Raw genomic sequence first — 25,896 nt, 5'->3', positions numbered from 1 at the left:
GCTAAAACAAACGGCGAGGACTGGCAAGCCTTCTCTGCCCTTCAGTGTAATTTGCTCAAGGTTTCATAGGCAGTTTCGTCACTGAAACTTCGCTAAAGCCTATACGCCTGTAAAGCTTTTCGGCTCCAGAGGGATTATTCTGCTCCACTTTCAAACTCACCGTCGTCTGATTACGTTGAAAGAAAAGCCGAAGAACACAAAGCAAAAGCGCTTCGCCGAGCCCTTCCCGCCGCCTGCTTTGATCGACAACCAAATCCTTTACGAAAGCGCTATTCCAACACTGCACAAATGCTACAGGGCGACGGGCCTGATTGAGAACCAAAACGGCGAGCTCCGGATCATATTCGCTATCGGCTATCAAACCATTGTACCAGTCGTCGAAATCAGTGACCGAACCGCCGCCGCTGGCATAGCCCCGAAGCAGCAAATCATGGGCAGCTCGTGCATGTTCATCAGAGAAGGTAGCCACACTTACATCGGCCGGCCATGCGGGTTGGCGTGGCTCTTCCTGCATCGTCAGCTCCAAATGGAGATATGGCAATCCATTCATGTCACACCTTCAACGGACGAACTAAGCTTCAAATGAAAAGGCCGCGCAGTGCGCGGCCTTCTCGAATAGTTCAGACTTGGAAGAATTAAGCCTCGTCGGACTTTTCTTCTGCCTTCTTCTTAGGAGCGGCCTTCTTCTTCGCAGCAGCCTTCTTGGCTGGCTTTGCTTCCGAAGCTGCATCTTCGTCTTCTGCAGTCAGCTCTTCTTTCGAGACCTTCTTGTCGGTCACGTTGATGTTTGCGAGCAGATGGTCAACGACCTTTTCTTCGAAGATAGGTGCGCGGAGGTTAGCAACTGCATCCGGCGTCTTGCGCAGGAATTCGTAGATTTCCTTTTCCTGACCTGGGTAGCGACGTACCTGGTCGTAAACAGCGCGCTGCAGTTCTTCTTCAGAAACTTCCACGCCTGCCTTTTCACCGATTTCGGAGAGAACCAGACCGAGGCGAACGCGGCGCTCAGCAAGCTTGCGGTATTCTTCGCGAGCAGCTTCTTCAGTGGTTTCTTCGTCTTCGAAGGTGCGGCCAGCCTGCTGCAGATCGAAGTTGATCTGCTGCCAGATGTTGTTGAATTCTGCTTCAACGAGCTTTTCTGGCGTTTCGAACTGGTAATCGCCATCGAGTGCGTCGAGAATCTGACGCTTTACCTTCTGACGGGTGATCTGGCCGTACTGGCTTTCGATCTGTTCACGAACAACCTGACGCAGACGCTCAAGCGACTCGATGCCGAGCTTCTTAGCGGTTTCGTCGTCGAGAACGAGTTCGCCAGCCTTTTCAACACCCTTAACGGTGATGTCGAAGGTTGCTTCCTTACCTGCGAGGTGCGCGGCACCGTATTCAGCAGGGAAAGTTACGTTGATAACCTTTTCGTCGCCAGCCTTGAGGCCAATGAGCTGTTCTTCAAAGCCTGGAATGAACTGACCCGAACCGAGAACGAGCTGCGCATCGGTGTCTGCGCCGCCTTCAAATGGTTCGCCGTCGAGCTTGCCGAGATAGTCGATCGTTACGCGATCTTCATTTTCGGCCTTGCCCTTCTTGGCTTCAAAAGTGCGGGTCGAAGCAGCAACGCGCTTAACCTGTTCGTCAACTTCTTCGTCCGAGATGTCCACGACTTCACGGGTCACAGCAATCTTCGAGAAGTCCTTGACTTCGATCGCTGGCAGAACTTCGTAAGTCAGCGAGAAAACGAAATCGGCCTTGCCGTCCAGAACCTGTTCAGCTTCTTTTTCGTCTTCCGACATCGAAACGACAGGCTGTGTTGCCGACTTTTCGTTGCGGTCAGCAAGAATCGAACGCGACGAATCATTGAGGATTTCGTTCACGATTTCAGCCATGAAGGACTTGCCGTAGGTCTTGCGCAGGTGTGCCGTTGGCACCTTGCCTGGACGGAAGCCATTGATCTTGGCGCGACCACGGGCAGTTTCGAGCCGCTCAGAGAGCTTGGCTTCGAGATCTCCGGCCGGAACCACGACTTTAATCTCGCGCTTCAGCCCTTCATTGAGCGTTTCGGTAACCTGCATGTTCAAACCTTCACTTCTTGTCATTGTCCCGCCGTTTCCGGCGTTTGTGCCTCGTCGCGGGAGAGAAATTCTTTTGCCTTAAGGCAGTTGGTGCGGATAGAGGGACTCGAACCCCCACGGTCTCCCGCCAGAACCTAAATCTGGTGCGTCTACCAATTTCGCCATATCCGCCTCTGAACCGAAGTGCATTCCACCGAACGCACTAAATTCGCCTCAGATATTGAACCGCCTCTCGAAAGCGCGCGTCTCTATATCATTCAATTTTCCCGGTTCAAAGGAAAAAAGCCGTTTTACCGGCATAGATTTGCCAGCTCTTTCAAGCCGAAGCGCTTTCGTGCTTTCCGCCCCTATATAGCGATCTTGTCGTCTTAGCCAAGCCCCTTTTCGTTCAGAAGCCGATTAATAGAGCGGCTCCTGATAAAGTTGCTCGCCATTATCACGTAAAGCTTTCATGACAGCCGTGCCTGTATCGTCAACGGCAACCACGGCAGTGATCTGTAAATCACGCTGGCTATCCTCAATTGCACGCCCCTCACCCTCCGGCACGTAATAGCGTTCTATGCCGTAACGCATACTGATGGTCGCATCAGGATAATCAGAAATCGCATAGACCGAATGGCCGCGAATCTGCTTCTCGTCAGAAGCGAGATCAGTAAACAGCTCAAAGGACGCACGCGAAAGATGCCACAAGCCCTGGGCGTCGGGCTTCAGCGCTACATATACTGTGCGGGCACCGTCCCTAGGCTTGCCCTGAATGATGTTGCGGTTGATCGATGTTATGTCATAGCCGAGGATAACGTAATCACCACGCATCAGATCACGCGGATCAATCGGTCGTGTCTGCAGCACGATCTCATTGCCAGACCGAAGCACTGAGGCGCGTTTCTCAATACTTGCATAAAGAATGCCTGTCTGGAGCACTGCAGCGACAACGGCACCGGCATAAAGCCACTTACTCTTGAATAAGCTCATGGTTTTGCCTCCACTTGGCGCTTTCGCCCGAACCGGCTCTCCATGCGTCGCACGAAGGCTGCAAGGAGCAGCACCAGCACGCCTGCCGTCAGGAAGAAACCGGATGTGCCGATCATCGAACCGACCGTCGAGAAGGCGAGATAAAGCACTTCAAACGAGAAAGCTGCATAGGCAATGGAACGCAAACTGCCATTGTCTCGCCCGCACACGGCTAACGAACCAATCGATAGCGCCAGAATGAGAATGCCATAAACGACATCCTGCGTGATGTTCTTATCAAAGATGATGGAAAGCATCTTGTCGACTTGCAGAATGCCAAGCGCCAATAGCGCAAGCAGCAGGCCGTAGGATGCCAGCGGATGCGCAAAGCGTGTGAGCTTCTGAAGCGCATCATGGGCAAAGGCGTCGGCGAGCATGAAAGCAATACCGATAACCAGCATCATGCCAAGAATCGCCCGGCTTTCGTTTTCCGAATAAAGAAGCACCGCCCAGCCGAGAACGAACAGGCACCACAAGTGGGCTGCGTGGCGGGATTGCGTGAAACGCGCGGCAACTGCTCCAACAAGAACCAGCAACGGGCCTACCCATCGGTAATTCAGGTCGCCATATTCGTTGCTGAACGCATAGGTCCCCAAATAAAAGCAGGCGACGGCTGCACCGAACACAGCCAGAACCGGAGAGCGCAGCAGAAACGCTGCTACAAGAACACCGCCCGCCCAGACCACAGCCGCCGAATGAACATCGCCAGACAGGTGATACATCTGACCAACAAGTGCGATGCCTGCGCCGAATGATGCTGCGGCTATTATATAGAGCACCTGCGGTAACAGCTTGTCGCCGCGCAGCTCACGCCATGCGCCGCCGATATAGCACACCCAGATCAATGCGAAGATAAAACTGATACGCATGATGCGCGGCATATCCTGCCAGTTGGCTGCAACCAGCATGATGACCGCGGCGCCAAGCAACAGCCCGCCAAGTGTTGCGAGAACCGAGCCGAGACTGAACCGGGGGCCACGTTTTTCAAGATCGGCATTCAGCCGCGAAGCCGTGTCGGCATCGATAAGGCCATCATGCTGCCATCGCTCGATCAGGCGCTCTACTGAAACTGAAAACGACAAAACAACTCCCGAACAATCTATCCGTTGATACGAAGCTTAATCCAAGTGGCTGGTGGTTAGATTCCGATATTTGTAACCGGACGAGACTCGCGTTGAACAAATATCGGAACCTAAAAACCACCAGCAATATTATGAATCTAGTGGATTTTTCGAATTTGACGTTTGGAGCAGCATGTATGTCGGTCCGTGTCCAAACGTCAAATTCAATCCACTAGGAAACATATAAGAAACTCGCCAGCCGGCAAATAGTTAGGTCGAGGTCCTTTACGGCAATTTTGTGCCTGAACAGTCTAATCGATTTAGTCCGTCGTGCAGAACCCGCAGAGCAGCTATGCAAACTCGGGCCTGCAAGTAGCGAAAACAATGAGTTATATAATGGGCAACACAACGAGATGAATTGAACCACAGTTCCTCAAAGATGAAGGAATAAAACGATGAACCTGCTTCGCTCATACAACAACTGGCGCCGTTACCGCGATACTGTCAACGAGCTTAACCAGCTTTCGACTCGCGAACTTAACGATCTTGGCATTTCCCGCGCAGACATTCCGTTTGTCGCACGTCAGTCCAAGGGACGCTAATCAGATTTGACTTTGCTGGGCCTGAATCCTCCTCCCATCAGGCCCGGTTCGTCGCAAAGCACTCCTCCTCCCATGCTTTGCGATACCAAGACCGGTCTCTCCTCCTCCCAATTCCGGTCTGACAATAATGGCATCCGTCGCACCTCCTCCCGCGCCGGATGCCATTTGTTTTTGTGGTATAGGTTCCCTGCTCTGATGCGCTTCTCCCATTGAAGGCGACATTCAAAGGAGGTAAGGGATTTGCCATGTCAAAAGATACCAATCTCTCCCCCGTACATGTCGTTGGCGGCGGCCTCGCAGGCTCCGAAGCCGCGTGGCAAATTGCGCAGGCTGGCGTTCCTGTGGTTTTGCATGAAATGCGCCCCGTTCGCGGCACAGACGCGCATAAGACGGAGCAGCTTGCAGAGCTGGTCTGCTCGAATTCTTTCCGCTCGGACGACGCTGAGACCAATGCCGTCGGCGTACTTCATGCCGAAATGCGCCTTGCAGGCTCGCTGATTATGGCTTGTGCCGACGCACATCAGGTTCCCGCTGGTGGCGCACTTGCGGTCGATCGTGAAGGCTTTTCGCAGGCAGTGACTGCAAAACTAGAAGCGCACCCGCTGATTACCATTGAGCGCGAAGAAGTCACCGGCCTACCGCCCGAAGACTGGGGCACGACGATTGTTGCGACCGGCCCACTGACTGCGCCGACTCTTGCAGAAGCGATTCAAGTACAAACAGGTGCTGATGCGCTCGCTTTCTTTGATGCCATCGCGCCGATCATTCATTTTGATTCGATCAATATGGATGTGTGCTGGTTCCAGTCGCGCTATGACAAGGTTGGGCCGGGCGGCACCGGTAAGGACTACATCAACTGCCCTATGGACAAGGAGCAGTATGAGGCTTTCGTTGCTGCCCTCATCGAAGGCGACACGACCGATTTCAAGGAATGGGAAGGCACTCCCTATTTCGATGGCTGTCTGCCTATCGAAGTGATGGCCGAACGCGGCCCGGAAACCTTGCGCCATGGCCCGATGAAGCCAATGGGCCTCACCAATGAGCACAATCCAACGGTCAAGGCCTATGCGGTCGTGCAGTTGCGTCAGGATAATGCGCTTGGCACACTCTACAATATGGTCGGTTTCCAGACGAAATTGAAATACGGCTCGCAGACCGGCATCTTCAAAATGATCCCCGGCCTTGAGAATGCAGAATTTGCGCGTCTCGGCGGCCTGCACCGCAACACCTATCTCAATTCGCCAGTGCTGCTCGATAATGTGCTGCGGTTGAAGTCTCGCGAAAACCTTCGCTTCGCTGGCCAGATTACCGGCTGTGAAGGTTACGTCGAATCATCGGCAATCGGACTGCTGGCCGGACGTTTCACCGCTGCTGAAAAGCTTGGCAAGACACCGGTGGCACCGCCGCAGACCACAGCTTTTGGCGCCCTGCTCGGCCATATCACTGGCGGCCACATTGTTGCTGACGACGATGAACCGGGTAAACGCTCATTCCAGCCAATGAACGTGAATTTTGGTCTGTTCCCACCAATCGAAGTGCCTAAACCAGAAGGCAAGCGACTGCGCGGCAAGGAAAAGACGCTTGCAAAAAAGCGCGCGCTATCCGCACGCGCACTCGCAGATTTCCAGGAATGGCTCGGCAAAAACGCGTAAGCTTCGAAAGATATTTATAGTTTTAATTCAAATAGATAAGACGGTTTTCTTATTCAGGAACACCGCCCTATCTGTTTTAAAAATTAGATCGAAACATCAGCCATTGTTTTCGTATGGCTGAAAGGTCGGCCACCTGATCGGCAGCTTTACTACCAAGCCGTTCAACAGAGCTGAGATAAGCCGGAACAAGCGCCAGCGGTAGAAATGCAGGGCTGAGGCTTTTGGGCAGATCTTTCTTAGCCTTATCAAAGATTGCCAGATGTTCACGCGCGAGAGCCATCATCACAGTGATGACGCGCTCATGAGCGGACTTGTCGTCGTTGCCGAGGAAGGCTTCGCGCGTCACGCCAACCGCCTGCAGCATATCAGCAGGCACATAAAGCTGCCCGCGACGACGATGAATCGGCATAAGGCGCAAGAGGCCAGTCACAGCCTGTGCAACTCCGGCATGGCCGACTGTCTCGGTATGGGCCTGCGCCGCATCACGATCAAGAATGAAACCCGCTAGCTGGATAAGTGCCGACGCGGTTTCGCCGCAATAGCCTTCCAGATCGTTCCGGCTTGGCATCGGGTCGTCATAGAGATCGAAAATGCGGGCATCGCAATAATTGTCGAAAGCCACGCGCGGCAGATCATATTTGGTAATCGTATCGATCAGCGCTGCAGCAACAGGGTGGGCATCTGCACTGCCCCGTTCCTCACCATTGATGAGATCACGCCACCATTGAAGACGGACTTCACCGGGTAATGGCTCGTGTACCAGATCGCGAATCCGAGCAATTTCTGCATTAAACGCATAAAGCGCAGCAAGCGCGCCGCGTTTTTCTTCCGGCGCATAGAGCACCGAAAGATAACGATCCCGGTCGGCTTCGCGCAGAAGCGCCAGACAATGTGCCTCATTCTGGTTCATGGAAATCAGTCTACCGCAATCAGCGCCGCTGCAACTGCACGATCTTCGGCGAGCAGCACATTATATGTGCGCACGGCAGCGCCCGTACTCATTGGATCAGAGGAAATACGATGCTCGCGCAGCATAGCGCGCACATCTTCCGGAATGCGGCGAAGATCCATTCCCGTTCCCACCAACAGGATTTCAATGTCGCTCGCCTGTTCAAGAATGGCGCCCAGATCACGGCGTGACAGGATTGGCGGCGTCTGCGGTTCCCAGCCATGAATGCCGGATGGCAGGCACAGAATAGAGCCAATATGCGACATATCGGCGAAGCGGAAACCGCCATTACCATATGCATCAATTGGTGCGCGGCCCGGAAAGTGGGCCTCACGAATTTCTATGCCTTTTGCCATTTCAGAGCATTTCCAGTTTAGATTGAGACATCAGAAATGCTCTATCTGTTTGTTTAAGCGCATCTTAATCCGAAAACCGTTTCACACTTTTCGGGATGCGCTCTAATTATCCAGATTGAGCGACTGTGCAAGATCATCGCCCATTGCATCGTCACCATCAGCAGCGCGCGGCTTGAGACCGAACTGTACGAGCAGAGGTGCTGCGATAAAGATCGAAGAATAGGTTGCCACGATGATGCCCACGCTCAATGCCAGTGCAAACATGCGGATATCTGCTCCACCAAACATATAGAGCGGAATATGCGCAATGAAAGTCACAAAGGCTGTTGGCAATGTACGCGACAAGGTCTGATTGATGGAGGCATCAATAATTGCGGGCAGCGGCGCACTGTTATAGCGCTTCAAGTTTTCACGCACGCGGTCATAAATCACGATGGTATCATTCAGCGAATAACCGATGATTGTCAGAACCGCCGCAACACTCCAAAGATTGAATTCCATGCGGAAGACAATGAAGACACCCGCCAGAATGATGACGTCGTGTAGCGTCGAAAGAACAGCGCCAAGCGCCAGCTGCCAACGGAACCTGATCCAGACATAGACGAAGATACCGGCAAGCGACAGGAACAGCGCAAGAAGACCGGCCTGTGACAGTTGTTCCGAAACGGTTGGGCCGACAACCTCAACACGCTGGAACGAGTAGTCCTGCTCGAATTCACCGCGCAGTTTCACCGCAACGGTCTGTTCCGCATCGTCGCCCACTTCCTGGCTACCAATAAGGACAAGCGCAGAACGTGGGGATTTGACAGGCAGCACGCGCGCGCTCTCAATATTGAGTTCGCTCATGCGTTCTTCAATGTCAGCCAGATTGGCGTCACCGCTGCGAGCCTGCAATTCGACCATCGAACCACCACGGAAATCGATGCCGTAATTGATGCCGATATTGACGAAGAGAGCGACAACGATTGCTGAAGCCAGAACGGAAATGCCGAGGGTCACGAACTGAAGACGCATGAACGGAATATGCGTAACGGTCGGAACGAGCTTCAGGCGACGCTTCGGGATTTCTTTCGGCTTTGCCGTGCGCACCCATTGGGCGATCAGCAAACGCGTGAAGGTCAGCGTCGTGAATAGTGTTGTAAGGATACCGATTGTAACAGTGAGCGCAAAGCCATGTACCGGACCTGAGCCAAGCAGGAACAGAACGAGAGCTGCAATCATCGTTGTGAGGTTGGCGTCAACGATGGTCGAAAGCGCGCGATAGAAACCAGATTCCATCGCCTGAACAACGGAATAGCCTTTTCGGCGATCTTCCCGCACACGTTCGTAAATCAGAATATTGGCATCAACGGCCATACCGATGATCAGCACCAGACCCGCAACGCTGGCAAGCGTTATCGATGCTCCAATCAGTGATATGATCGCTATCAGAATGATCATGTTGACGACAAGCGCCACCATGGCGATCACGCCGAGGATGCCATAGGAGAGGATCATGAAGAGGCCGACTAGCAGCGCCGCCAGAAGTGCTGCGGATACCGCTGCACTTGCATAATCGTCACCCAGAGCCGAAGCGATGGTACGTTCTTCAAGAACCGAAACAGCCTTTGGCAATGCGCCCGAACGCAGAACGACGGCCATATTATTGGCTGCCTGCAGATCAAAGCCGCCAGAAATTTCAAGCCCATTCGTGTCAAGCTGTCCGTCAACGACAGGCGCTGAAACAACCTGATTGTCGATGACAATTGCGAAGCTCTTGCCAGCGGCCTGAGCGGTCGCAGCAGCGAGACTGCTGCGCCCCTTCTCGTCCAGCGTCAGCGTAATGACTGGTTCGTTATCGTCTTCGGCAAGGGTTGCTTTTGCATCGGTGACATCTTCACCGGTAAAAATTGGCTCGTTCTTGACGAGATAGCCGACTGGTGGATCGTCATAGGAATAGACCACCGCGCTGTCAGCTGGTGGTTCTCCGCGGATCGCATCGTCGGGAGACATGCTGTCATCAACCGAACGGAATGAGAGATTGCCACGAATACTGAGAATATCTTTCAGAAGCTGGGCGTCATAAAGGCCCGGGACTTCAACGCGAATCCGATTACGGCCCTCTTCCTCGACGATAGGGCTGCCGTAGCCAAGTTCTTCCAGACGCTGCCGCATAATGTCTTTAGTGCGATCAAGATCGCCACTGGCAGCATTCTGCACCTGAAGGACGAGCCGAGAACCACCCGAAAGATCAAGGCCGAGTGCGACCTGCTTTGTGGGCAAAAATCCGGGCAGATTTGCCAGTGTTTCACGCGAGAAAAAATTAGGCGACGCAATGATGAAGCTGGCAATGATTGCCAACCAGATCAGAGCCGATTTCCAACGTGAAAAATAAAGCATCGAGCAGCAAATCCGTTTCGGCTTGGGTAGATCGTGCTGGAGGAGTGCATTCGCGAACTGCCCTCCGGCTTTGTGAACGCGCCATATCCAAAGACAAGGCACATGCACGATAATGATCGAGCCCCGGTTATGGAAACCTTACCGGGGCTCGATTAGTCTGGTAAAAATTACTTGTTCTTGTTGTCGGCGACTGGTTCGCCCTTAACGCGCACTTCAGAGAGAGCGCTGCGCAGAACGCGGATCTTAACGCCTTCAGCGATTTCAACATCGAGCTCGCCGTCGTCATGGACCTTCTGGACCTTACCAACGATGCCGCCACCGGTCACAACCGTGTCGCCGCGACGAACTGCTGCCAGCATTTCCTGACGCTTCTTCATCTGGGTACGCTGAGGGCGAATGATGAGGAAATACATGATTACGAAAATCAGGACGAAAGGCAGGATGCTCATGAGCATGTCTGGTCCAGCGGCGCCGCCGGAGGCTTGTGCAAAAGCCGGTGTTACGAACATTAGGAACTCCTCTGAAGTCTCGAAGACAAATTCTTTACGGCATTACAATGGTTAGCGCGACAATTGCAACCGGCGAAGGCCCTACTGCGCCAAGGTCACACACTTTTCCCGCCTGCTGTGGCATGTTAAGCCCTGATCCTCACTATTTGAGGGCTTGGAATGACCACCGAAAATATACTCAGCCAGAAACTAGACCGCCTGATTGCTGCTTTGGAGCGCATTGCACCACCACAACCAGGCATACCTGATCTTGAAGCCGCTGACTGCTTCGTCTGGGCACCGGAGCGACTGACACTTGATCCGGTCAAACGTGTTAATCGCGTCGATATAGCGCTCATTCGTGGCGTTGATTTGGTGCGTGACCAGCTTGTCGACAATACCCGCCGTTTTGCCAAAGGTTATCCGGCAAACAATGTCCTGCTCTGGGGCGCTCGTGGTATGGGCAAATCATCGCTCGTCAAGGCTGCTCAAGCCAGCGTCAACGCCGAACAGGCCGACAAACTGCCGCTAAAGCTCGTTGAAATCCACCGCGAAGATATCGACAGCCTGCCTGCCCTGATGAATATCATCAAGGATACGGACTATCGCTTCATTCTGTTCTGCGATGATCTTTCGTTCGATCACGATGATACGTCCTATAAGTCGCTGAAAGCTGCACTTGAAGGTGGCGTTGAAGGCCGTCCAGACAACGTAATTTTCTATGCGACGTCCAATCGCCGTCATCTGATGCCGCGCGATATGATCGATAACGAGCGCTCGACTGCCGTTAATCCATCGGAAGCGATTGAAGAAAAGGTTTCGCTGTCCGATCGTTTTGGTCTGTGGCTCGGTTTCCATAAATGCAGTCAGGATGACTACCTGGCGATGGTTGATGGCTATGCCGCGCATTATAAGTTGGATTACGATCCGCAGGCGATGCACGCAGAGGCGCTGACCTGGTCGACCACGCGTGGCAATCGCTCAGGCCGTGTTGCCTGGCAATATATTCAGGATCTCGCTGGCCGGCTCGGCAAAGCGATTTAAGCGTTTCCAGAAAAAGTGCGAAGCGGCTGTTCGTCGGATGATGCATAAAAACAGGCAGTTAAAGCGGGTCCAGGGATTCATTCTTAACTGGACCACTGTAACTGAAAGCTTAAAGAAAAAGGCGGGTCCGAGACCCGCCTTTCTTATTTACATGATCCAATTCCGATCAGGATTCCAGATACTTGGACGGATTGACAGGAGAAGAGTTCTTGCGCACTTCAAAGTGCAGCTTTGGCGACTTTGCGTTGCCGCTCATGCCAGACTTGGCGATATCTTCACCGCGACGAACCTTCTGACCGCGCTGCACGAGAATCTGGCTGTTGTGGCCGTAAACCGTAACCAGACCATTGTCGTGGCGGATAAGAACTGTCTGGCCAAATTCTTTCAGACCGTCACCTGCATAAATAACGACGCCGTTTTCAGCAGCCTTAACAGCGGTACCTTCCGGCACCATAATGTCGATGCCATCATTCACGGAAGTGCCGTCACGCTGACCGAAGCTTGCGAGAACGCGACCGCGAACTGGCCACCGCATCTGCGAGATACCGGTTGAAGATGGCGCAGCGGACTGATCCTTTTCAGCATCTTCAATGACCTTGTTGCTCGCCTGAGGCGGCGTGTAAGGCTTGACGTTCGATGCTGCGTCAGGTGCAACTGAAGCGGTCTGCACAGGTGCAGGAGCTGCAGGTTTCACTGGCTGAGGTGCAGCGGCTGCAACCTGCGTTGCCGCACCTGCTGCCGATGGGATAGCCAGATTCTGACCGACGCGGATTGCTCCGTTTGTCAGACCATTTGCCTGCTTTAACTGTTCAACCGGTACGTTGTGCTTCTGCGCAATCGAGAAGAGCGAATCACCTGACTTAACCGTGTAGCCACCACCAGCTGCAGCAGGTTGTGGAGCAGCGTTCGCGACTGGAGCAGGAGCAACAGTATGATTTGCGGCAGGCAGAGGAACGCCATTTGCGGTGGCAGGCAGCTGACCCAGAACCTGCGACTTCGCATTGGCAGCTGCATTATTTGCAGCGCCGGCGGCACTGGCGACCTGAGTTCCGGCATTGTTAACGGCGCCATTCACGTGATTGGCGGCATTATTTTGTGCCTGATAAACCTGATTTTGTGCCTGCGTTGCAGCAGCCGCGACCGGTGCAGACGACACAGGAGGCAGGCTGTTACGCTGTACGGACCCACTCGAAACCGGCTGAGCCGCCGCCACTGGCGCAGATGCGTAAACATCGCCAGCAGGCTGTTGTTGCACAACACGCTGATTAGACGTGGAGCCTGTGTAAAGACCATCCGTGAAGCGCATTGTATCGGCGCTACACCCTGCACCAAAACCGGCAATGAGAACGATCGCTGCATTCCGCAGAAGACGTTCGGACGTATGCTGCAATATTGGAAAACGCATGTTCAACTCGCCCAACTCTAAAACTCACTAGGACTCATTAAAACGCGTTAATGTTACTCGCTGGTTAAGAATCGAGATTTCTTCGAAAAAATATTCACCAATTAAACACCATAAGCACACAAAAGTGCCACGGCATTGCCCGCAATGCTCCACAAACCCTGAGCTTTTAAAGGATAAATACGCGGGCCACTTCCTCACAAAACGGAGGAAATGCCCTCGATAAACGGCTGATAACGAACAGGCATAATGTTTTCCTGCTCGAAACGGCTACCTACTTTTGCGATGCGCGTTACCATCTGCATACCATCGCCCGGCCCCACTGGCGCAACGAGAACGCCATGCGTTGCCAGAAGCTCCACAAAATGGCGCGGAATATCCTCACAGGCCAGCCAGATCACGATACGATCGAATGGCCCACCCGGCATTCCATGGCGACCATCCGCGTGCTTCACCATGATATTTTCGCGCTTGAGCGTCACGAATTGCTGCAAGGCACGGTCGCAGAGCTTGCGATAACGTTCAACTGTCGTCACGCGGCCAGAAAGCATAGACATGACGGCGGCTGTAAAGCCCGAACCTGTACCGATTTCCAGAACACGGTGTCCCGTTTCCAGATTAAGCGCAGAGATAACCCGCGCCTGATCGTCGATACCTTCAATATACTCACCGCAATCAAGCGGTGCGGTGCGCTGGCTGAAAGCAAGATGCGCCCATGAAGAGCCCATGAAGCTCTGTCGCGGGGTCGCTTCAATTGCCGCAAAGAGGCGGGCATCATTGATGCCACGCGCTCTCATACGCATTACGAAGGATGCAAATCCTTCCCTGTCCGAAAGCTGCGGGCGTTCAGACACAGCCTGATTCATGCTTCAACCCCAAGAGTCTTGCTCAATTCAGCGCGAACCTTCTGTGCTGTCAGGTCGAGATGCAGCGGCGTCACCGAGATGTAATCAGCGCGGATTGCGGCAATGTCGCTATCGCTGGCGACTTCTGCCTTGGTGCGACCGAACTGCAGCCAGAAATAAGGGAAACCGCGACCGTCGCGACGCTCATCGAGCCGTGCATCGTGGCTCAACTTGCCCTGTGCAGTGACGCGTGTGCCTTTGACTTTATCCGGTGCGCAATTCGGGAAATTCAGATTGAGCAGGACGCCTTCTGGCCAACCAGCTTCAACCAGCTTCTTGATAAGCCCAGGTGCGTGAGCCTCTGCTGTTTCCCAAGGCAGAACACGGCGACCATCTTCGTAGTCATATTCCTGTGACAGCGCGATTGCCTTCACACCGAGAAGCGTGCCTTCCATTGCACCGGCGACCGTGCCTGAATAGGTCACGTCATCAGCCATATTGGCACCCGAATTTACACCCGACAGGATGAGGTCCGGCGCTTCTGGCAGAACATGGCGAACGCCCATGATGACGCAATCAGTCGGCGTGCCACGCAGTGCAAAATGACGATCATCAATCTTGCGCAGGCGCAGAGGCTCTGACAGCGTCAACGAGTGTGCAAGGCCGCTCTGGTCAGTTTCGGGAGCGACGACCCAGACATCATCGGAGAGCTGGCGTGCGATACGCTCCAGAACTGCGAGGCCTTCAGCGTGGATACCATCATCGTTCGTCAGCAGAATTCGCACGTCGTCTCTCCTTCATTCACATCATTAATGTTTTAGTTCACGCGGCTTTCTCAATGCGCGAGAGGCCGCCCATGTATGGCTGCAATGCTTCAGGAATATGAATGCTGCCGTCTTCCTGCTGATAATTTTCCATCACAGCAATCAGAGCGCGACCAACAGCAACACCCGAACCGTTGAGGGTATGAACAAAACGCGTGGCTTTCTCACCTTCCGGGCGATAGCGCGCGTTCATACGGCGGCCCTGGAAGTCGCCACAGACCGAGCAGCTGGAAATTTCGCGATAGGCGTTCTGTCCAGGCATCCATACTTCAATGTCGTAGGTCTTCTGCGCGCCAAAGCCCATATCACCCGTGCACAGAACAACAGTACGGAACGGAAGACCAAGGCGCTTAAGAACTTCTTCCGCACAGGCTGTCATGCGTTCATGTTCAGCAGCCGAGCTGTCTGCGTCAGTGACAGAAACCATCTCAACCTTCATGAATTGATGCTGGCGCAGCATTCCGCGGGTGTCACGGCCTGCAGAACCCGCTTCCGAACGGAAGCAAGGTGTCAGCGCGGTATAACGCTGAGGCAGCGACTTGAGATCGACAATCTCGTCCGCAACCAGATTGGTCAACGGCACTTCCGCCGTTGGAATCAACCAACGACCATCCGTGGTGCGGAACAGGTCTTCCGAAAATTTCGGCAGCTGGCCTGTGCCATAAACGGCTTCGTCGCGCACCATCAGTGGCGGCATGGTTTCAGTATAGCCGTTTTCGGTGGTGTGCAGATCAAGCATGAACTGGCCAAGCGCACGTTCAAGACGGGCGAGCGGGCCTTTGAGAATCGTAAACCGCGCACCGGCGATCTTTGCCGCGCGTTCGAAATCCATGTAGCCAAGTGCTTCACCCAGCTCATAATGTTCTTTTGGCTGGAACGAGAAATTACGCTGATTGCCAATGCGGCGGACTTCGACATTATCTGCCTCGTCCTTACCAAGCGGCACATCATCTGCTGGCACATTTGGCAGGCTCGAAAGCGCGTCGTTCAGTTCCTTGACCAGACGGCGTTCTGCTTCCTCAGCTTCAGCCAGAAAGGTCTTCAGCTCACCAACTTCAGCCTTGAGCTTTTCAGCAGTTGCCGCGTCCTTCTCAGCCATGGCTTTGCCAATTTCCTTGGAAGCCGCGTTGCGGCGTTCCTGCGCGGCCTGAACCTTACCGACGTGCTCACGACGCTTCTCGTCCAGCGCGATCAGTTCGGACGAGAGTGCCCCTGCTCCGCGCTTTGCAAGCGCCTTGTCGAGAGCTTCAGGGTTTTCGCGAATCCATTTGATATCGAGCATGGGAAAAGCCGTTTCATGAAATTTAACAAGAAGAGAGGCTGCGATCCCGCAGCCTCTGTTTAACATATGTCCGGATCAGGAAGTCGGAGCGCTATCTTCAGCATCAGGATCGCCTTCGGCTTCATCCTTAGCTTCTTCGCGCTGCTTCTCAATCATTCGAGCCAATATGATGGAAATCTCGTAGAGAAGGATCGTCGGTATGGCAAGACCGATCTGGCTTGCCGGATCCGGCGGTGTCAGAACCGCTGCCACCACAAAGGCAATGACGATTGCATACTTGCGTTTGTCTTTCAGGCCCGCTGACGTAATCAAGCCAACGCGTGCCATAAGGCTTGTAACGACCGGAAGCTGGAAAACGAGACCGAAAGCGAAAATGAGCGTCATGATGAGGCTCAGATATTCGGAAACCTTCGGCAGCAGCGAAATCTGCACTTCACCATTGCCGCCACTTTGCTGCATGGCCAGGAAGAACCACATCACCATCGGCGTGAAGAAGAAATAGACGAGCGCGCCACCAATCAGAAACAGGATCGGCGAAGCAATAAGGAACGGCAAAAATGCCATACGCTCGTGCTTATACAGGCCCGGCGCCACAAACTTGTAGATCTGTGCGGCGATGATCGGGAAAGCCAGCACAAGACCGCCAAACATCGCGACCTTGACCTGCGTGAAGAAGAATTCCTGCGGCGCGGTATAAATCAGCTCAGCCTTCGAGCGATCCATACCAGCCCAGTCGATAGCCCACTGGTAAGGCACGACGAGCATATTGAAGAGATGCTTTGCAAAGGCGAAGCAGATAACAAAAGCGACAAAAAACGCCAGAATCGCCCAAATCAGGCGGCGGCGCAGTTCGATCAGGTGTTCGAGCAGAGGAGCGGCGCTCTGTTCAATTTCGTCCTCGTCCCGTTTCACGCTTTGGTTCCTGTCTTTTCAGTCGTCTTTTTGGTGGTCTTTTTAGCAGCAGGCACTGCTGCTTTTGGCGTTGCTGGCTTTGCCGAAGCAGTTTTCTTCGAAGCCACTGCATTTGCAACAGGCTCAACCTTGGCGGCAGCTCTAGGTTTTGCAGCCACTGCCTTAGCTTTGACAGGCTTGGATGCAGCCGGAACCTCTGCTTCAACAGCTGGAGCGGCCTTCTTGCGCGGGGCTTTAGGCTTGGCAGCCTGTGCTTTTGGCGCAGGCTTTTCTGCAGGAGCTTCGACCGGGACCGTCGTACCATTCGCTTCGACAGGTGTCGTCACCTCGGCAACCTTTGCAGGCTCAGCAGGAGACATTGATGTCGTGGACTGGAGACCGGAACGAATATCTTCACCGGCGCTGCGAATCGGATCGAAAACCTGAGTAAGCTTCGAACGCGGATCAAGCTTGCGAGCTTCATCAACGATGTTTTTCACATCTTCAAGTTCGGCTTCCTTCAAAGCTTCGTTGAACTGATGCCGGAACTCGTTGGCGGTGCTGCGCATACGCGCTGTCGCCTTACCGAAAGCTCTGAGCATCTTCGGCAAATCCTTGGGACCAACGACCACAATCATCACGATTGCGATTATCAGCAGTTCAGACCAACCGATATCGAACATAATTTGATACTCCGCGCTTCTGACGCGCGCGTCCCGTCTTTCGGCGGAAAACCGCAATCCAGATTACAAATGCATCTCTGGTGAGAAAGCCCTGCAATCAACCTGTTATTATTGCGCATGATGGGTCCCGAAAACCGGCGTTCAACTCACGGGATCATGCTGTCATGACAAAACATGCTGCGCACAATATTGCACGCAGCAGCATCTAGATCACATCAGGACTTTGTCGTCCTCTTGACATCGTTGACGGTTTCATCCGCCCGCGCATCAATTGTACGTGCATCTGCCTTGGCGTCTTCCTTAGCAGCATCTTCTTCAGACATGCCCTGCTTGAAGTTCTTGATGCCCTTGGCGACGTCGCCCATCAGTTCTGGAATTTTGCCACGGCCAAAAAGAAGCAGCACAACCGCGAGAACGATCAGCCAGTGCCAAATAGAAAAGCTACCCATTTCATTCCTCTCATCGCCGTTAGAGCACGGCCTATTCCTGTATTGCTGATTACGATTTAAGCGCTTTCAACAAATCTTTCAAACAGAAGTATGACTGTGAACCAAGATACAACGAATTTATTTGTTGTAGCTCAATTTTCTTATCAATCTCCGCGTGGTGCTAACAGTCCGAGCCCTTCAAGATCGATATCTTCGAGTGGCTCTTCCTCATCCGTCAATTCATCCGGATCAACATTTGGAACCGGAACCGAGAAACTGGATGGGATGCGGGCAGACAAAAGCCCTGCCCCACGCAGTTCTTCCAATCCAGGCAGATCGCGGATTTCCGGCAGACCGAAATGATCCAGAAACGTGTCCGTCGTGCCGTAAGTCACAGGGCGGCCAGGCGTGCGCCGACGTCCGCGCAATTTGATCCAGCCCGTCTCCATCAGCACATCAAGTGTGCCTTTGGAGGTTTCCACACCGCGAATATCTTCAAGTTCCGCGCGCGTCACCGGCTGATGATATGCAATGATTGCAAGCACTTCCATGGCAGCGCGCGAAAGTTTGCGCTGCTGCACCCTCTCGCGGCTCATAAGAAAGCCGAGATCAGGAGCGGTGCGGAAAGCCCATGCTGTGCCGACCTGAACGAGATGCACGCCACGTCCCGCATAGACCTTCTGCAGATGAGTAAGTGCTGCAGAAAGATCAGTCGCATTCGGCAGTCTCTCGGCTAATGCACGCTCGGACACGGGCTCGGATGATGCAAAGATTATTGCTTCAACCATGCGAGCCAGCTCGGCTAAAGTCAGCGACGAAGCCGGATGCTGTGCATCGTCTTCATATTCATCCATTGCCGCTTCCGCTTCAGACATTGTCGCCCTCATCCAGTTCATTCAGTTCGCCCGACGCCCGCATGTAGATTGGCGCGAAAGGCGCGTTCTGTCGCACCTCCAGCTTACCCTCACGAACAAGCTCCAGACTTGCGGCAAATGAGCTTGCCAAGGCTGACGCTCTCTCCTGTGGAGACAACGTATAATCAATAAGAAAGCGATCAAGGGAAACCCAGTCCCCGCTCACTCCCATCAATCTTACAAGAGCAACACGCGCCTCTCTCAACGACCATACCGCGCGCTTTTCAATCTGCACATGAGATACGGCTTGTCGCTGGCGTTGCGATGTATAAGCCGTCAACAGATCATAAAGTGAAGCAGCAAACTGGCTTGATCTATCCACGACGACCAGTTCAGGCATACCGCGGGCGAAAACGTCACGGCCCAAGCGGTTGCGATTTACAAGCTTTGCGGAAGCATCCCGCATCGCTTCGAGGCGCTTAAGACGAAATTGCAGCGAAGCAACCAGTTCTTCGCCTGTGGCACCATCATCATCCTGTTGCTTGGGAATAAGCAATCTGGATTTAAGGTAAGCCAGCCATGCGGCCATAACCAGATAGTCTGCTGCCAGCTCGAGCCGAAGCGCCTGTGCCTGCTCCACAAAACCGAGATACTGCTCGGCAAGTGCGAGAACAGAAATCCGTGAAAGATCGACACGCTGATTGCGGGCCAGATGCAGCAGAAGATCAAGCGGGCCTTCAAAACCCTGCACGTCGATCAGCAGCGATGGTTCGCTTTCTGCACGCTCGGCTTCACCTTGCCACAAAGCATCCATCGGCACGTTAGCACCGTCTTTTCCGCCTGTGTTCGCTTCAGATTCAGCCACCCGCTCGTCCTGTTTGTAGATTCTGTCCGGCGCGTAAACAGCGCCGGAGTTTATAGTCTACCAAGTTTTGGCGGTTACGCCATCAGTTCGAACATTTGTCCAAACTCTTCGCGCAATTCCGCTTCATCGGAAAGATCAGGGTCGCCTGCATAAACTTCTGCAAGATCAGCACGTTTGCGCGACTTTCCGTCAAGGACGGGAACGCGAGCAGCTACTTTCACCAGCTCTTCCATAACGCCCGCGCAATAAAGAACGATGTCGCAACCGGCATTTGTGATGCCTTCAGCGATATCGCCCAGATCACCTGAAAGCGCCTTCATCGAAATGTCGTCGCTAATCACCAGACCATCGAACTGGATAACGTCACGAATAACCGTGTTGATGACCGTAGGCGACATAGTCGAAGGGCGTTCGGGATCGAGACTGTCAAAGATCACATGCGCCGTCATCGCCATTGGCAAGTCATTCAATGCCTTAAACGGCACAAAGTCGTGGGCTACCAGCTCGCTCAACGGCACATTAACGCGCGCCAGCTCCTTGTGCGTATCGCTGAATGCACGGCCATGCCCCGGCATATGTTTCACCACAGGTAACACGCCACCAGCGAGAAGACCTTCTGCGGCAGCCCTTCCCATGGCCGCAACATTGTGCGGATTCTTGGAATATGCGCGCGCGCCGATGACATCATGAGCGCCCTCGATTGGAACGTCGAGAACCGGCAGGCAATCGGCATTCACGCCGACCTTCAAAAGATCGAAAGCATGAAGGCGTGCATGAAGCCAAGCAGCACGAAGTCCTGCTTCGGGATCACGATCATAGATCGCACCAATTTGAGCTGCGGCTGGATAGTTAGGAACCAGTGGCGGACGAAGACGCTGAACACGACCACCTTCCTGATCAATGAAAACAGGCGTCTGAGGCCTGTCTGTCACTTCGCGCAACTGCGCAGTGAGCTCGGCAACCTGTTCAAGACTTTCAACATTGCGCGCAAAGAGAATAAAACCCCAAGGCTTTTCATCCCGGAAAAAGGCCACCTCGTCCGGCGTCAACTTCGTTCCGGCTACACCAGCAATCCACGCCTTGCACTCTTTCATGCAGCATTCCTTCGATCTGTTCGTCGCCTTCAAATCAGCGGTAACGGTTTAACCCAAAAACAGTGAGCATGGTAGTCACACGAAAAAGGGCGACTGGTGTCGCCCTTCTCTCAATTCACAATCTTGAAGCGTTTACTGCGTCACGAAGCAGCTACCGCCAGCAGTCTTGAGACGACCACATAGTGCGGATGCATCATCCTTCGAACCAGCCTGAACTCGAACGCGGTAGTAAGTGCCCTTGTTCGGAATGTCAGCACGCTTGATATCGACTGCACGGCCACCAATCACGCTGCCATAACGCTGCGCCATGTTGGCATAAGACTTCTGTGCCAGTTCAGCAGATGGCTGCGAAGCGATCTGAATGAAGTAACCGCCTGCACCGGCTGCAGAAGCAACCTGAGGTGCTGCAGCAGGAGCCTGTGCCTGAGTACGCTGCGGAACATTACCCACGATAGTGGTTGGCTGTTCAGCCGGGCGTGAAGGCACGACAGGTGCCCGCACCTGAGGCGCTGGAGCCTGAGTTGCAGGTGTCGGCTGCGTTACAGGCGTGTTTGCAACTGGTTCCTGAGGCGCATTACCTGCAGCAAGAGCTGCAATCTCATCAGTTTCCGCTGGAGGCGCGATTGGTGCTGAATTGTTTGCAGTATTTACTGGAGCGGCCTGTGGAGGTGTCTGCGCAGGCTGCTGGGCCTGAACAATGGTGCCATCAGGACGAACGATCATCGTTTCAACTTCACGAGGCTGAATCAGCGGTGATTCTTGACCGGATTCAGCGGAGTTTCCGGCAGCCTGATTAGGCTCAGGTGCACCATCCGTGCCAACTTCATTGTCCTGTGTTGCACCAAGATCAACAGGCTCTTCGCCCGCAGAAATCAATGACTTCTGCTCAGGATTGTTTGGCAATGTACCAGCGACACGGTCATAGACAGCCTTGTCCTGATTAGGAACCGTAGCGCCACCCGGATTTTCCGGCTGAACCTTGATTGGCTGATTATCGGCGCGAATCACAACCGGCTCACCCGATCCGCTACCGCCGAGGAAATGGTAGCCAATACCGCCGATAAGAACAGCGATACCAGCAACACTTGCGAGGATAAGACCACGGCGGCCGCGCACCGGACGATTGCGATAGGCTTCCGCAGCGCTACCGAGATCATCTTCGGGCTGCATTGCAGCACGAGTGCCGAACTCGCCACTTTCCATAGTCTGCGCACCCTGCGCGGCCCAGTGATTATAGAAATCATCGCTGCTACCGCTTGGGTTCTGCGGTGATGCTGGTTGTGCCGTAGGGTTGGCACGTCCATAAGCCATTGTTGCAGCAGCTGCAGCCGCTCCAACTCCTAGCGCGGTACCAGCTGCAACACCTGCGTTTGGCATGTAGGACGAAGCGCTTTCGCGGAAAATATCTTCAAACGCCTTGTCAGCTTCGCTCTGAGCATCTGTTTTTGCAGCGGTCTCATCAACTCCAATCGTGTTGAAGACTTCTGCAAACTCAGTCTCAAGATCAGTCAGACCTGCATTATTTTCTTCTTCGCCATAGCTGACTTCCGGCAAATCGAGCGAATGGGTCTGCTCCACCTTGCTGTCAGCAACACTCAGCGTTTCGATTTCGGGTGCTAGTGCTGCAAACGAAGAACGCGGGTCGGCGTAGTTCGTGAAGGACGGAGCGGCAGGATGCTGCTCTTCCTCGGAATAGGTAGCGTGAGCGTAAGGTGTTTCCACCTGTTCACTCTCGGCTTCCACGCTCAGATCGAGATCATCTGCAGTGAAGAAGTCTTCTTCAGTGAAGAGGTTCGCATCGTCAGCCGCAACTGGCGAAGATGCATCGCCCGAGGCTTCGAAACCGAAATCGTCTTCATTGAACGAGATTTCATCAAGGCCGGAAAGTTCATCGCCGGTTGCTTCAACCGCGACAGGTGCAAATGACTGTTCGGTCTCAAGCGTGAAGTCGTCATCGAAAGAGAAATCATCGTCGAGTTCGACTTGTTCTGATTCGTATTCTGCAGCAGCCTGCGTAGGTTCTGGCGACAAGACGCCAGCCGTTGCGGCACCCGCCGCGAAGTTGCTGAGTGCGTAATGCGGATAGATCGGTGTCTGTGCAGATTGTGAAGCAGCCTGTGGCTCTTCTACTGGTTCCGGCGCATAGTTTACAGCGGCTTCGACTGGTTCATAAGCCTCTGGCTCATCCAGCTGAAAGTCATCAAACACAGGGTCAGATTCTTCGCGATAAGCAGGCTCTGCATAAGCCGAAGTTGGGGCTTCTGCTGCAGGTTCAGCATAACGTGGCGTATAGGCCGAAAACGGCTCAGGTTGCTCATCGTAAGCAGTCTCTGTGACCTGAGCAGACTGAGGCTCGTCGCTGAACAGCAGGTTTTCCAGCTCGTCTTCTAACGAAAGCGGCTGATGCGATGGCTCCACGGCGTAGCTGGCCTCGAATGGCTTGGCGGATTGGAATTCCCAATCATTGCCATCGGACGGCAGCGGTGCAGGTTCCGTCGCATAAGTATTGTCGTAAGGATCTTCCGACGGCTGATAAGCAGACGGATTATAGTTCGAATAGTTCTGCTCCAGCGGCTCTACAGGCGCTTGTGCAGCATAGGCATCCGGATGAGTTTCTTCATAAGCCGTGCGGGCTTCTGAATAGTCGTTGTAATCGAACTGAGGCACAGGCTCGGAACGATCAGCTTCAACAAATTCAAAAGATTCAGCAGGAGCAAGCGGCTCGTTTGCATCGAGATGAAGATCGAACTCTTCTTCAAGCGCAGACGCCAGCGCGTCTTCCTGCACCGCAGGTTCTGCGTCCTGATAGGAATGCGGCTCGTAAGCTGGTGTCACATATGGAGCCGAATGCTGTTCCGGTTCGATTGAATTACCGAAATCACCAAGCAACTCTCGCTCGAGATCGAACGAAAGGTCATTGTCGCCAGAATCAAAATTTGGTTCGGGTCTATATTCGCTTCGAGCAACGTTATTATCTGCAGACGCGCCGAAAGCCATGATCCGTGAAAGTTCCATCAGCGGATCGTCTTCGTGCAGCGGACGCTCGCCGTAACTACGGGGATTAGCACTGCTGTCCGTCATGGTGTGTTCCTAACTCAAACCCTGGACGCCGCAAGACGTCTCGATACATTACGTTGTAGCGAGGCAATGTGGGCAAAAGTTGACGGAAGTTTCCTGCGCCTGAAGGAAGATCGACGACTTGGATACTCGCTGATCTTCCATCATTTTGACTTATCTATACCCGCTCAACACTCTGGTTGAACTTGCGCGTATAGAAACCGTCCTAGCGCATTTCCGTTGGAGCATCCGCACCGATTATAGTCAAACCGGAAGTCAGCACATCGGAAACGACCTGTACTAGCCCTAGCCTTGCTAGAGACAATTCTGGATCGTTAACCTTAATAAAACGTAAGTCTGGGTTCTCAGTGCCCTTATTCCATTGCGAATGGAACGCGCTGGCCAGGTCATAGAGGTAAAAAGCCAGGCGATGCGGCTCCTGATGTGTGGCTGCAGATTCGATCAGACGCGGATATTCTGCAAGCTTACGAACGAGTGCGATTTCGCTTTCGTCGGTCAGTTTGCCGAAATGTTCAGCCATCGAAACGCGATCAAGACCCGACAGACCAAGCTGGTCGACTGCCTGACGGAAAACCGAATGGCAACGCGCGGACGCATACTGCACGTAGAACACCGGATTGTCTTTCGACTGCTCAGTCACTTTCGCAAAGTCGAAGTCGAGCGGCGCATCGTTCTTCCGATAAAGCATCATGAAGCGGACCGGATCACGACCAACCTCATCGACCACATCACGCAGAGTGATGAATTCGCCAGAGCGCTTGGACATACGAACTGGTTCGCCGTCACGGAACAGCTTGACGAGCTGGCACAGCAGAACTGTCAGCTTGGCCTTACCGTCGGAAACGGCTCGAGCGACAGCTTCCAGACGCTTGACATAGCCACCGTGGTCGGCGCCCAGCACATAGATCATCTCGTTGAAGCCGCGGTCATACTTGTCTTTGAAATAAGCAACGTCAGCCGCAAAATAAGTGAAAGTGCCATCAGACTTCATCAGCGGGCGATCAATATCGTCACCGACTTCTGTCGAACGGAACAAGGTCTGCTCGCGGTCTTCCCATTCTTCAGGCAACTGCCCCTTTGGCGGCGGCAGCTTGCCCTTGTAAACATGGCCCTTGAGCGTCAGATCGTTGATTGCGGCGCGAATGACGCGTGCATGATCAACATGGAGCGTGCGCTCGGAGTAGAAAACGTCATGATGAACGTTCAGCGCCTCCAGATCGGCACGGATCATGCCCATCATGGCATCGATCGTGCGATCTTTAACGATAACGAGCGCTTCATCTTCCGGCATTTCAAGAAGCTTGTTGCCAAACTCTTTGGCAAGCGCCTCACCAACCGGCACCAGATAATCGCCCGGATAAAGACCCGCTGGGATCTCGCCAATGTTCTCACCTAGCGCTTCGCGGTAGCGAAGGATCGCCGAACGGGCAAGAACATCAATCTGCGCACCAGCATCATTGATGTAATATTCTTTAGTAACGTCGAAACCTGCGAATTTCAGCAGATTTGCCAGCACGTCACCAACCACTGCACCACGGCAATGACCAACATGCATCGGTCCTGTCGGGTTGGCGGAAACATACTCGACATTGACCTTCGTACCAGCACCAAGCTTGGAGCGGCCGAAGTCGGTTGCTTCATTGAGCATCGCAAAGAGTTCGCGCTGCCAATAAACATCTTTCAGACGGAGATTAATGAAGCCAGGGCCAGCCACATCGACCGTTGCAACATCGGCATCAGCCTTCAGCGCATCAGCAATAATTGTCGCAAGCTCACGCGGGTTCTGACCGACAGCCTTGGAAAGCACCATCGCGGCATTGGTGGCGATGTCACCATGCGTTGCATCGCGCGGAGGCTCAACGGTGATACGAGATAAATCGAGATCGCCACCGTCCTTTGCTTTAAGATCAATATCTTGCAACGTTTTTTTGATACGCGCGTCGAAATCTGCAAAGATATTCATGGTTCGTCCTGTGAGGCTTCCGTCCGGTTAATTTCTGCTGTCCGGCTTCTGTTCGTCATAAAAATAGCGGCGATCCCGG

The 25,896-nt window shown here is 53.6% G+C and carries 23 protein-coding genes and 1 tRNA gene; 3 read left to right on the top strand and 21 right to left on the bottom strand.

Translation table 11 applies throughout. The features are described from left to right. Positions 1–55 precede the first annotated feature (55 nt). The 5 genes from ABWV94_RS02330 to ABWV94_RS02310 form a co-directional block, all read right to left on the bottom strand. A complete protein-coding gene (locus ABWV94_RS02330) occupies positions 56–514 on the bottom strand; it encodes a GNAT family N-acetyltransferase (RefSeq protein WP_113498879.1) in 459 nt (152 codons plus the stop codon). A 121-nt stretch (positions 515–635) separates the two neighbouring features. After that, positions 636–2,066 (bottom strand): trigger factor, encoded by a 1,431-nt coding sequence (tig, locus tag ABWV94_RS02325; protein ID WP_268877849.1) that lies wholly within the window; start codon positions 2,064–2,066, stop codon positions 636–638. An 88-nt stretch (positions 2,067–2,154) separates the two neighbouring features. Beyond that, positions 2,155–2,237: transfer RNA gene (locus ABWV94_RS02320), tRNA-Leu, on the bottom strand. Between the two features lie 228 nt (positions 2,238–2,465). After that, on the bottom strand, positions 2,466–3,038 hold the full coding sequence (locus ABWV94_RS02315; protein ID WP_113498658.1) for a GDYXXLXY domain-containing protein: 573 nt from the start codon (positions 3,036–3,038) through the stop codon (positions 2,466–2,468). Continuing rightward, the gene (locus ABWV94_RS02310) at positions 3,035–4,159 is read right to left on the bottom strand and encodes a DUF2157 domain-containing protein (protein WP_113498656.1); all 1,125 of its coding nucleotides are present in this window, start codon (positions 4,157–4,159) and stop codon (positions 3,035–3,037) included. The genes ABWV94_RS02315 and ABWV94_RS02310 overlap by 4 nt, the downstream gene beginning before the upstream one ends. Before the next feature lie 434 nt (positions 4,160–4,593). Between ABWV94_RS02310 and ABWV94_RS02305 the strand changes: the two genes are divergently transcribed. Together ABWV94_RS02305 and trmFO are read left to right on the top strand one after the other, a co-directional pair. Then, positions 4,594–4,740: a DUF1127 domain-containing protein gene (locus ABWV94_RS02305; RefSeq protein WP_007874707.1), complete on the top strand. Its 147-nt coding sequence runs from the start codon at positions 4,594–4,596 to the stop codon at positions 4,738–4,740. 245 nt (positions 4,741–4,985) lie between these two features. After that, positions 4,986–6,392: a methylenetetrahydrofolate--tRNA-(uracil(54)-C(5))-methyltransferase (FADH(2)-oxidizing) TrmFO gene (gene trmFO / locus ABWV94_RS02300; protein WP_113498654.1), complete on the top strand. Its 1,407-nt coding sequence runs from the start codon at positions 4,986–4,988 to the stop codon at positions 6,390–6,392. 76 nt (positions 6,393–6,468) lie between these two features. Here the strand turns inward: trmFO and ABWV94_RS02295 are convergent, their stop codons facing one another. From ABWV94_RS02295 to yajC, 4 genes are all read right to left on the bottom strand, one after another. Next, complete coding sequence (locus ABWV94_RS02295; RefSeq protein WP_007874705.1) at positions 6,469–7,302, bottom strand: phytoene/squalene synthase family protein; 834 nt, start codon at positions 7,300–7,302, stop codon at positions 6,469–6,471. Positions 7,303–7,307: 5 nt separating this feature from the next. Further along, positions 7,308–7,697 carry an Mth938-like domain-containing protein gene (locus ABWV94_RS02290; RefSeq protein ID WP_007874704.1) on the bottom strand — a complete coding sequence of 130 codons (390 nt, stop codon included), beginning with the start codon at positions 7,695–7,697 and terminating at the stop codon, positions 7,308–7,310. A gap of 102 nt (positions 7,698–7,799) precedes the next feature. Continuing rightward, a complete protein-coding gene (gene secDF / locus ABWV94_RS02285; protein ID WP_113498652.1) occupies positions 7,800–10,076 on the bottom strand; it encodes a protein translocase subunit SecDF in 2,277 nt (758 codons plus the stop codon). A gap of 167 nt (positions 10,077–10,243) precedes the next feature. After that, the gene (gene yajC, locus ABWV94_RS02280; RefSeq protein ID WP_007874694.1) at positions 10,244–10,585 is read right to left on the bottom strand and encodes a preprotein translocase subunit YajC; all 342 of its coding nucleotides are present in this window, start codon (positions 10,583–10,585) and stop codon (positions 10,244–10,246) included. 159 nt (positions 10,586–10,744) lie between these two features. Between yajC and ABWV94_RS02275 the strand changes: the two genes are divergently transcribed. Then, complete coding sequence (locus ABWV94_RS02275) at positions 10,745–11,608, top strand: ATP-binding protein (RefSeq protein ID WP_064320515.1); 864 nt, start codon at positions 10,745–10,747, stop codon at positions 11,606–11,608. 166 nt (positions 11,609–11,774) lie between these two features. On the opposite strand, the gene dipM is transcribed toward ABWV94_RS02275, so the two are convergent. The 12 genes from dipM to argS form a co-directional block, all read right to left on the bottom strand. Continuing rightward, positions 11,775–13,028 carry a cell division endopeptidase DipM gene (gene dipM / locus ABWV94_RS02270; RefSeq protein ID WP_064320514.1) on the bottom strand — a complete coding sequence of 418 codons (1,254 nt, stop codon included), beginning with the start codon at positions 13,026–13,028 and terminating at the stop codon, positions 11,775–11,777. Between the two features lie 179 nt (positions 13,029–13,207). Further along, positions 13,208–13,876, bottom strand: a complete 669-nt coding sequence (locus ABWV94_RS02265; protein WP_064320513.1) for a protein-L-isoaspartate(D-aspartate) O-methyltransferase — start codon at positions 13,874–13,876, stop codon at positions 13,208–13,210. Continuing rightward, a complete protein-coding gene (gene surE / locus ABWV94_RS02260) occupies positions 13,873–14,640 on the bottom strand; it encodes a 5'/3'-nucleotidase SurE (RefSeq protein ID WP_105518426.1) in 768 nt (255 codons plus the stop codon). The genes ABWV94_RS02265 and surE overlap by 4 nt, the downstream gene beginning before the upstream one ends. Before the next feature lie 37 nt (positions 14,641–14,677). After that, positions 14,678–15,961 carry a serine--tRNA ligase gene (serS, locus tag ABWV94_RS02255; protein ID WP_113498873.1) on the bottom strand — a complete coding sequence of 428 codons (1,284 nt, stop codon included), beginning with the start codon at positions 15,959–15,961 and terminating at the stop codon, positions 14,678–14,680. 75 nt (positions 15,962–16,036) lie between these two features. Further along, the gene (gene tatC / locus ABWV94_RS02250) at positions 16,037–16,873 is read right to left on the bottom strand and encodes a twin-arginine translocase subunit TatC (RefSeq protein WP_007874680.1); all 837 of its coding nucleotides are present in this window, start codon (positions 16,871–16,873) and stop codon (positions 16,037–16,039) included. Next, positions 16,870–17,535 carry a Sec-independent protein translocase protein TatB gene (gene tatB / locus ABWV94_RS02245; protein ID WP_113498650.1) on the bottom strand — a complete coding sequence of 222 codons (666 nt, stop codon included), beginning with the start codon at positions 17,533–17,535 and terminating at the stop codon, positions 16,870–16,872. Before tatB ends, tatC begins: the two co-directional genes overlap by 4 nt. Before the next feature lie 215 nt (positions 17,536–17,750). Beyond that, positions 17,751–17,984, bottom strand: a complete 234-nt coding sequence (locus tag ABWV94_RS02240; RefSeq protein WP_353412554.1) for a twin-arginine translocase TatA/TatE family subunit — start codon at positions 17,982–17,984, stop codon at positions 17,751–17,753. 143 nt (positions 17,985–18,127) lie between these two features. Further along, the gene (gene scpB / locus ABWV94_RS02235) at positions 18,128–18,838 is read right to left on the bottom strand and encodes an SMC-Scp complex subunit ScpB (RefSeq protein ID WP_113498648.1); all 711 of its coding nucleotides are present in this window, start codon (positions 18,836–18,838) and stop codon (positions 18,128–18,130) included. After that, positions 18,831–19,682 (bottom strand): segregation and condensation protein A, encoded by an 852-nt coding sequence (locus ABWV94_RS02230; RefSeq protein WP_064320510.1) that lies wholly within the window; start codon positions 19,680–19,682, stop codon positions 18,831–18,833. Before ABWV94_RS02230 ends, scpB begins: the two co-directional genes overlap by 8 nt. A 74-nt stretch (positions 19,683–19,756) precedes the next feature. Beyond that, positions 19,757–20,776, bottom strand: coding sequence for a beta-N-acetylhexosaminidase (gene nagZ, locus ABWV94_RS02225; protein WP_113498646.1), 1,020 nt, complete (start codon positions 20,774–20,776; stop codon positions 19,757–19,759). A gap of 132 nt (positions 20,777–20,908) precedes the next feature. After that, entirely contained in the window at positions 20,909–23,857 is a 2,949-nt protein-coding gene (locus ABWV94_RS02220) for an SPOR domain-containing protein (RefSeq protein ID WP_353412551.1), read from the bottom strand. Positions 23,858–24,059: 202 nt separating this feature from the next. Beyond that, positions 24,060–25,817: an arginine--tRNA ligase gene (argS, locus tag ABWV94_RS02215; RefSeq protein WP_064320508.1), complete on the bottom strand. Its 1,758-nt coding sequence runs from the start codon at positions 25,815–25,817 to the stop codon at positions 24,060–24,062. Positions 25,818–25,896: the final 79 nt, after the last annotated feature.

It is taken from the genome of Brucella sp. NBRC 12953 (assembly GCF_040369775.1).
Lineage (GTDB): Bacteria > Pseudomonadota > Alphaproteobacteria > Rhizobiales > Rhizobiaceae > Brucella > Brucella pseudogrignonensis.
This window is presented reverse-complemented; position numbering and strand designations above follow the sequence as displayed.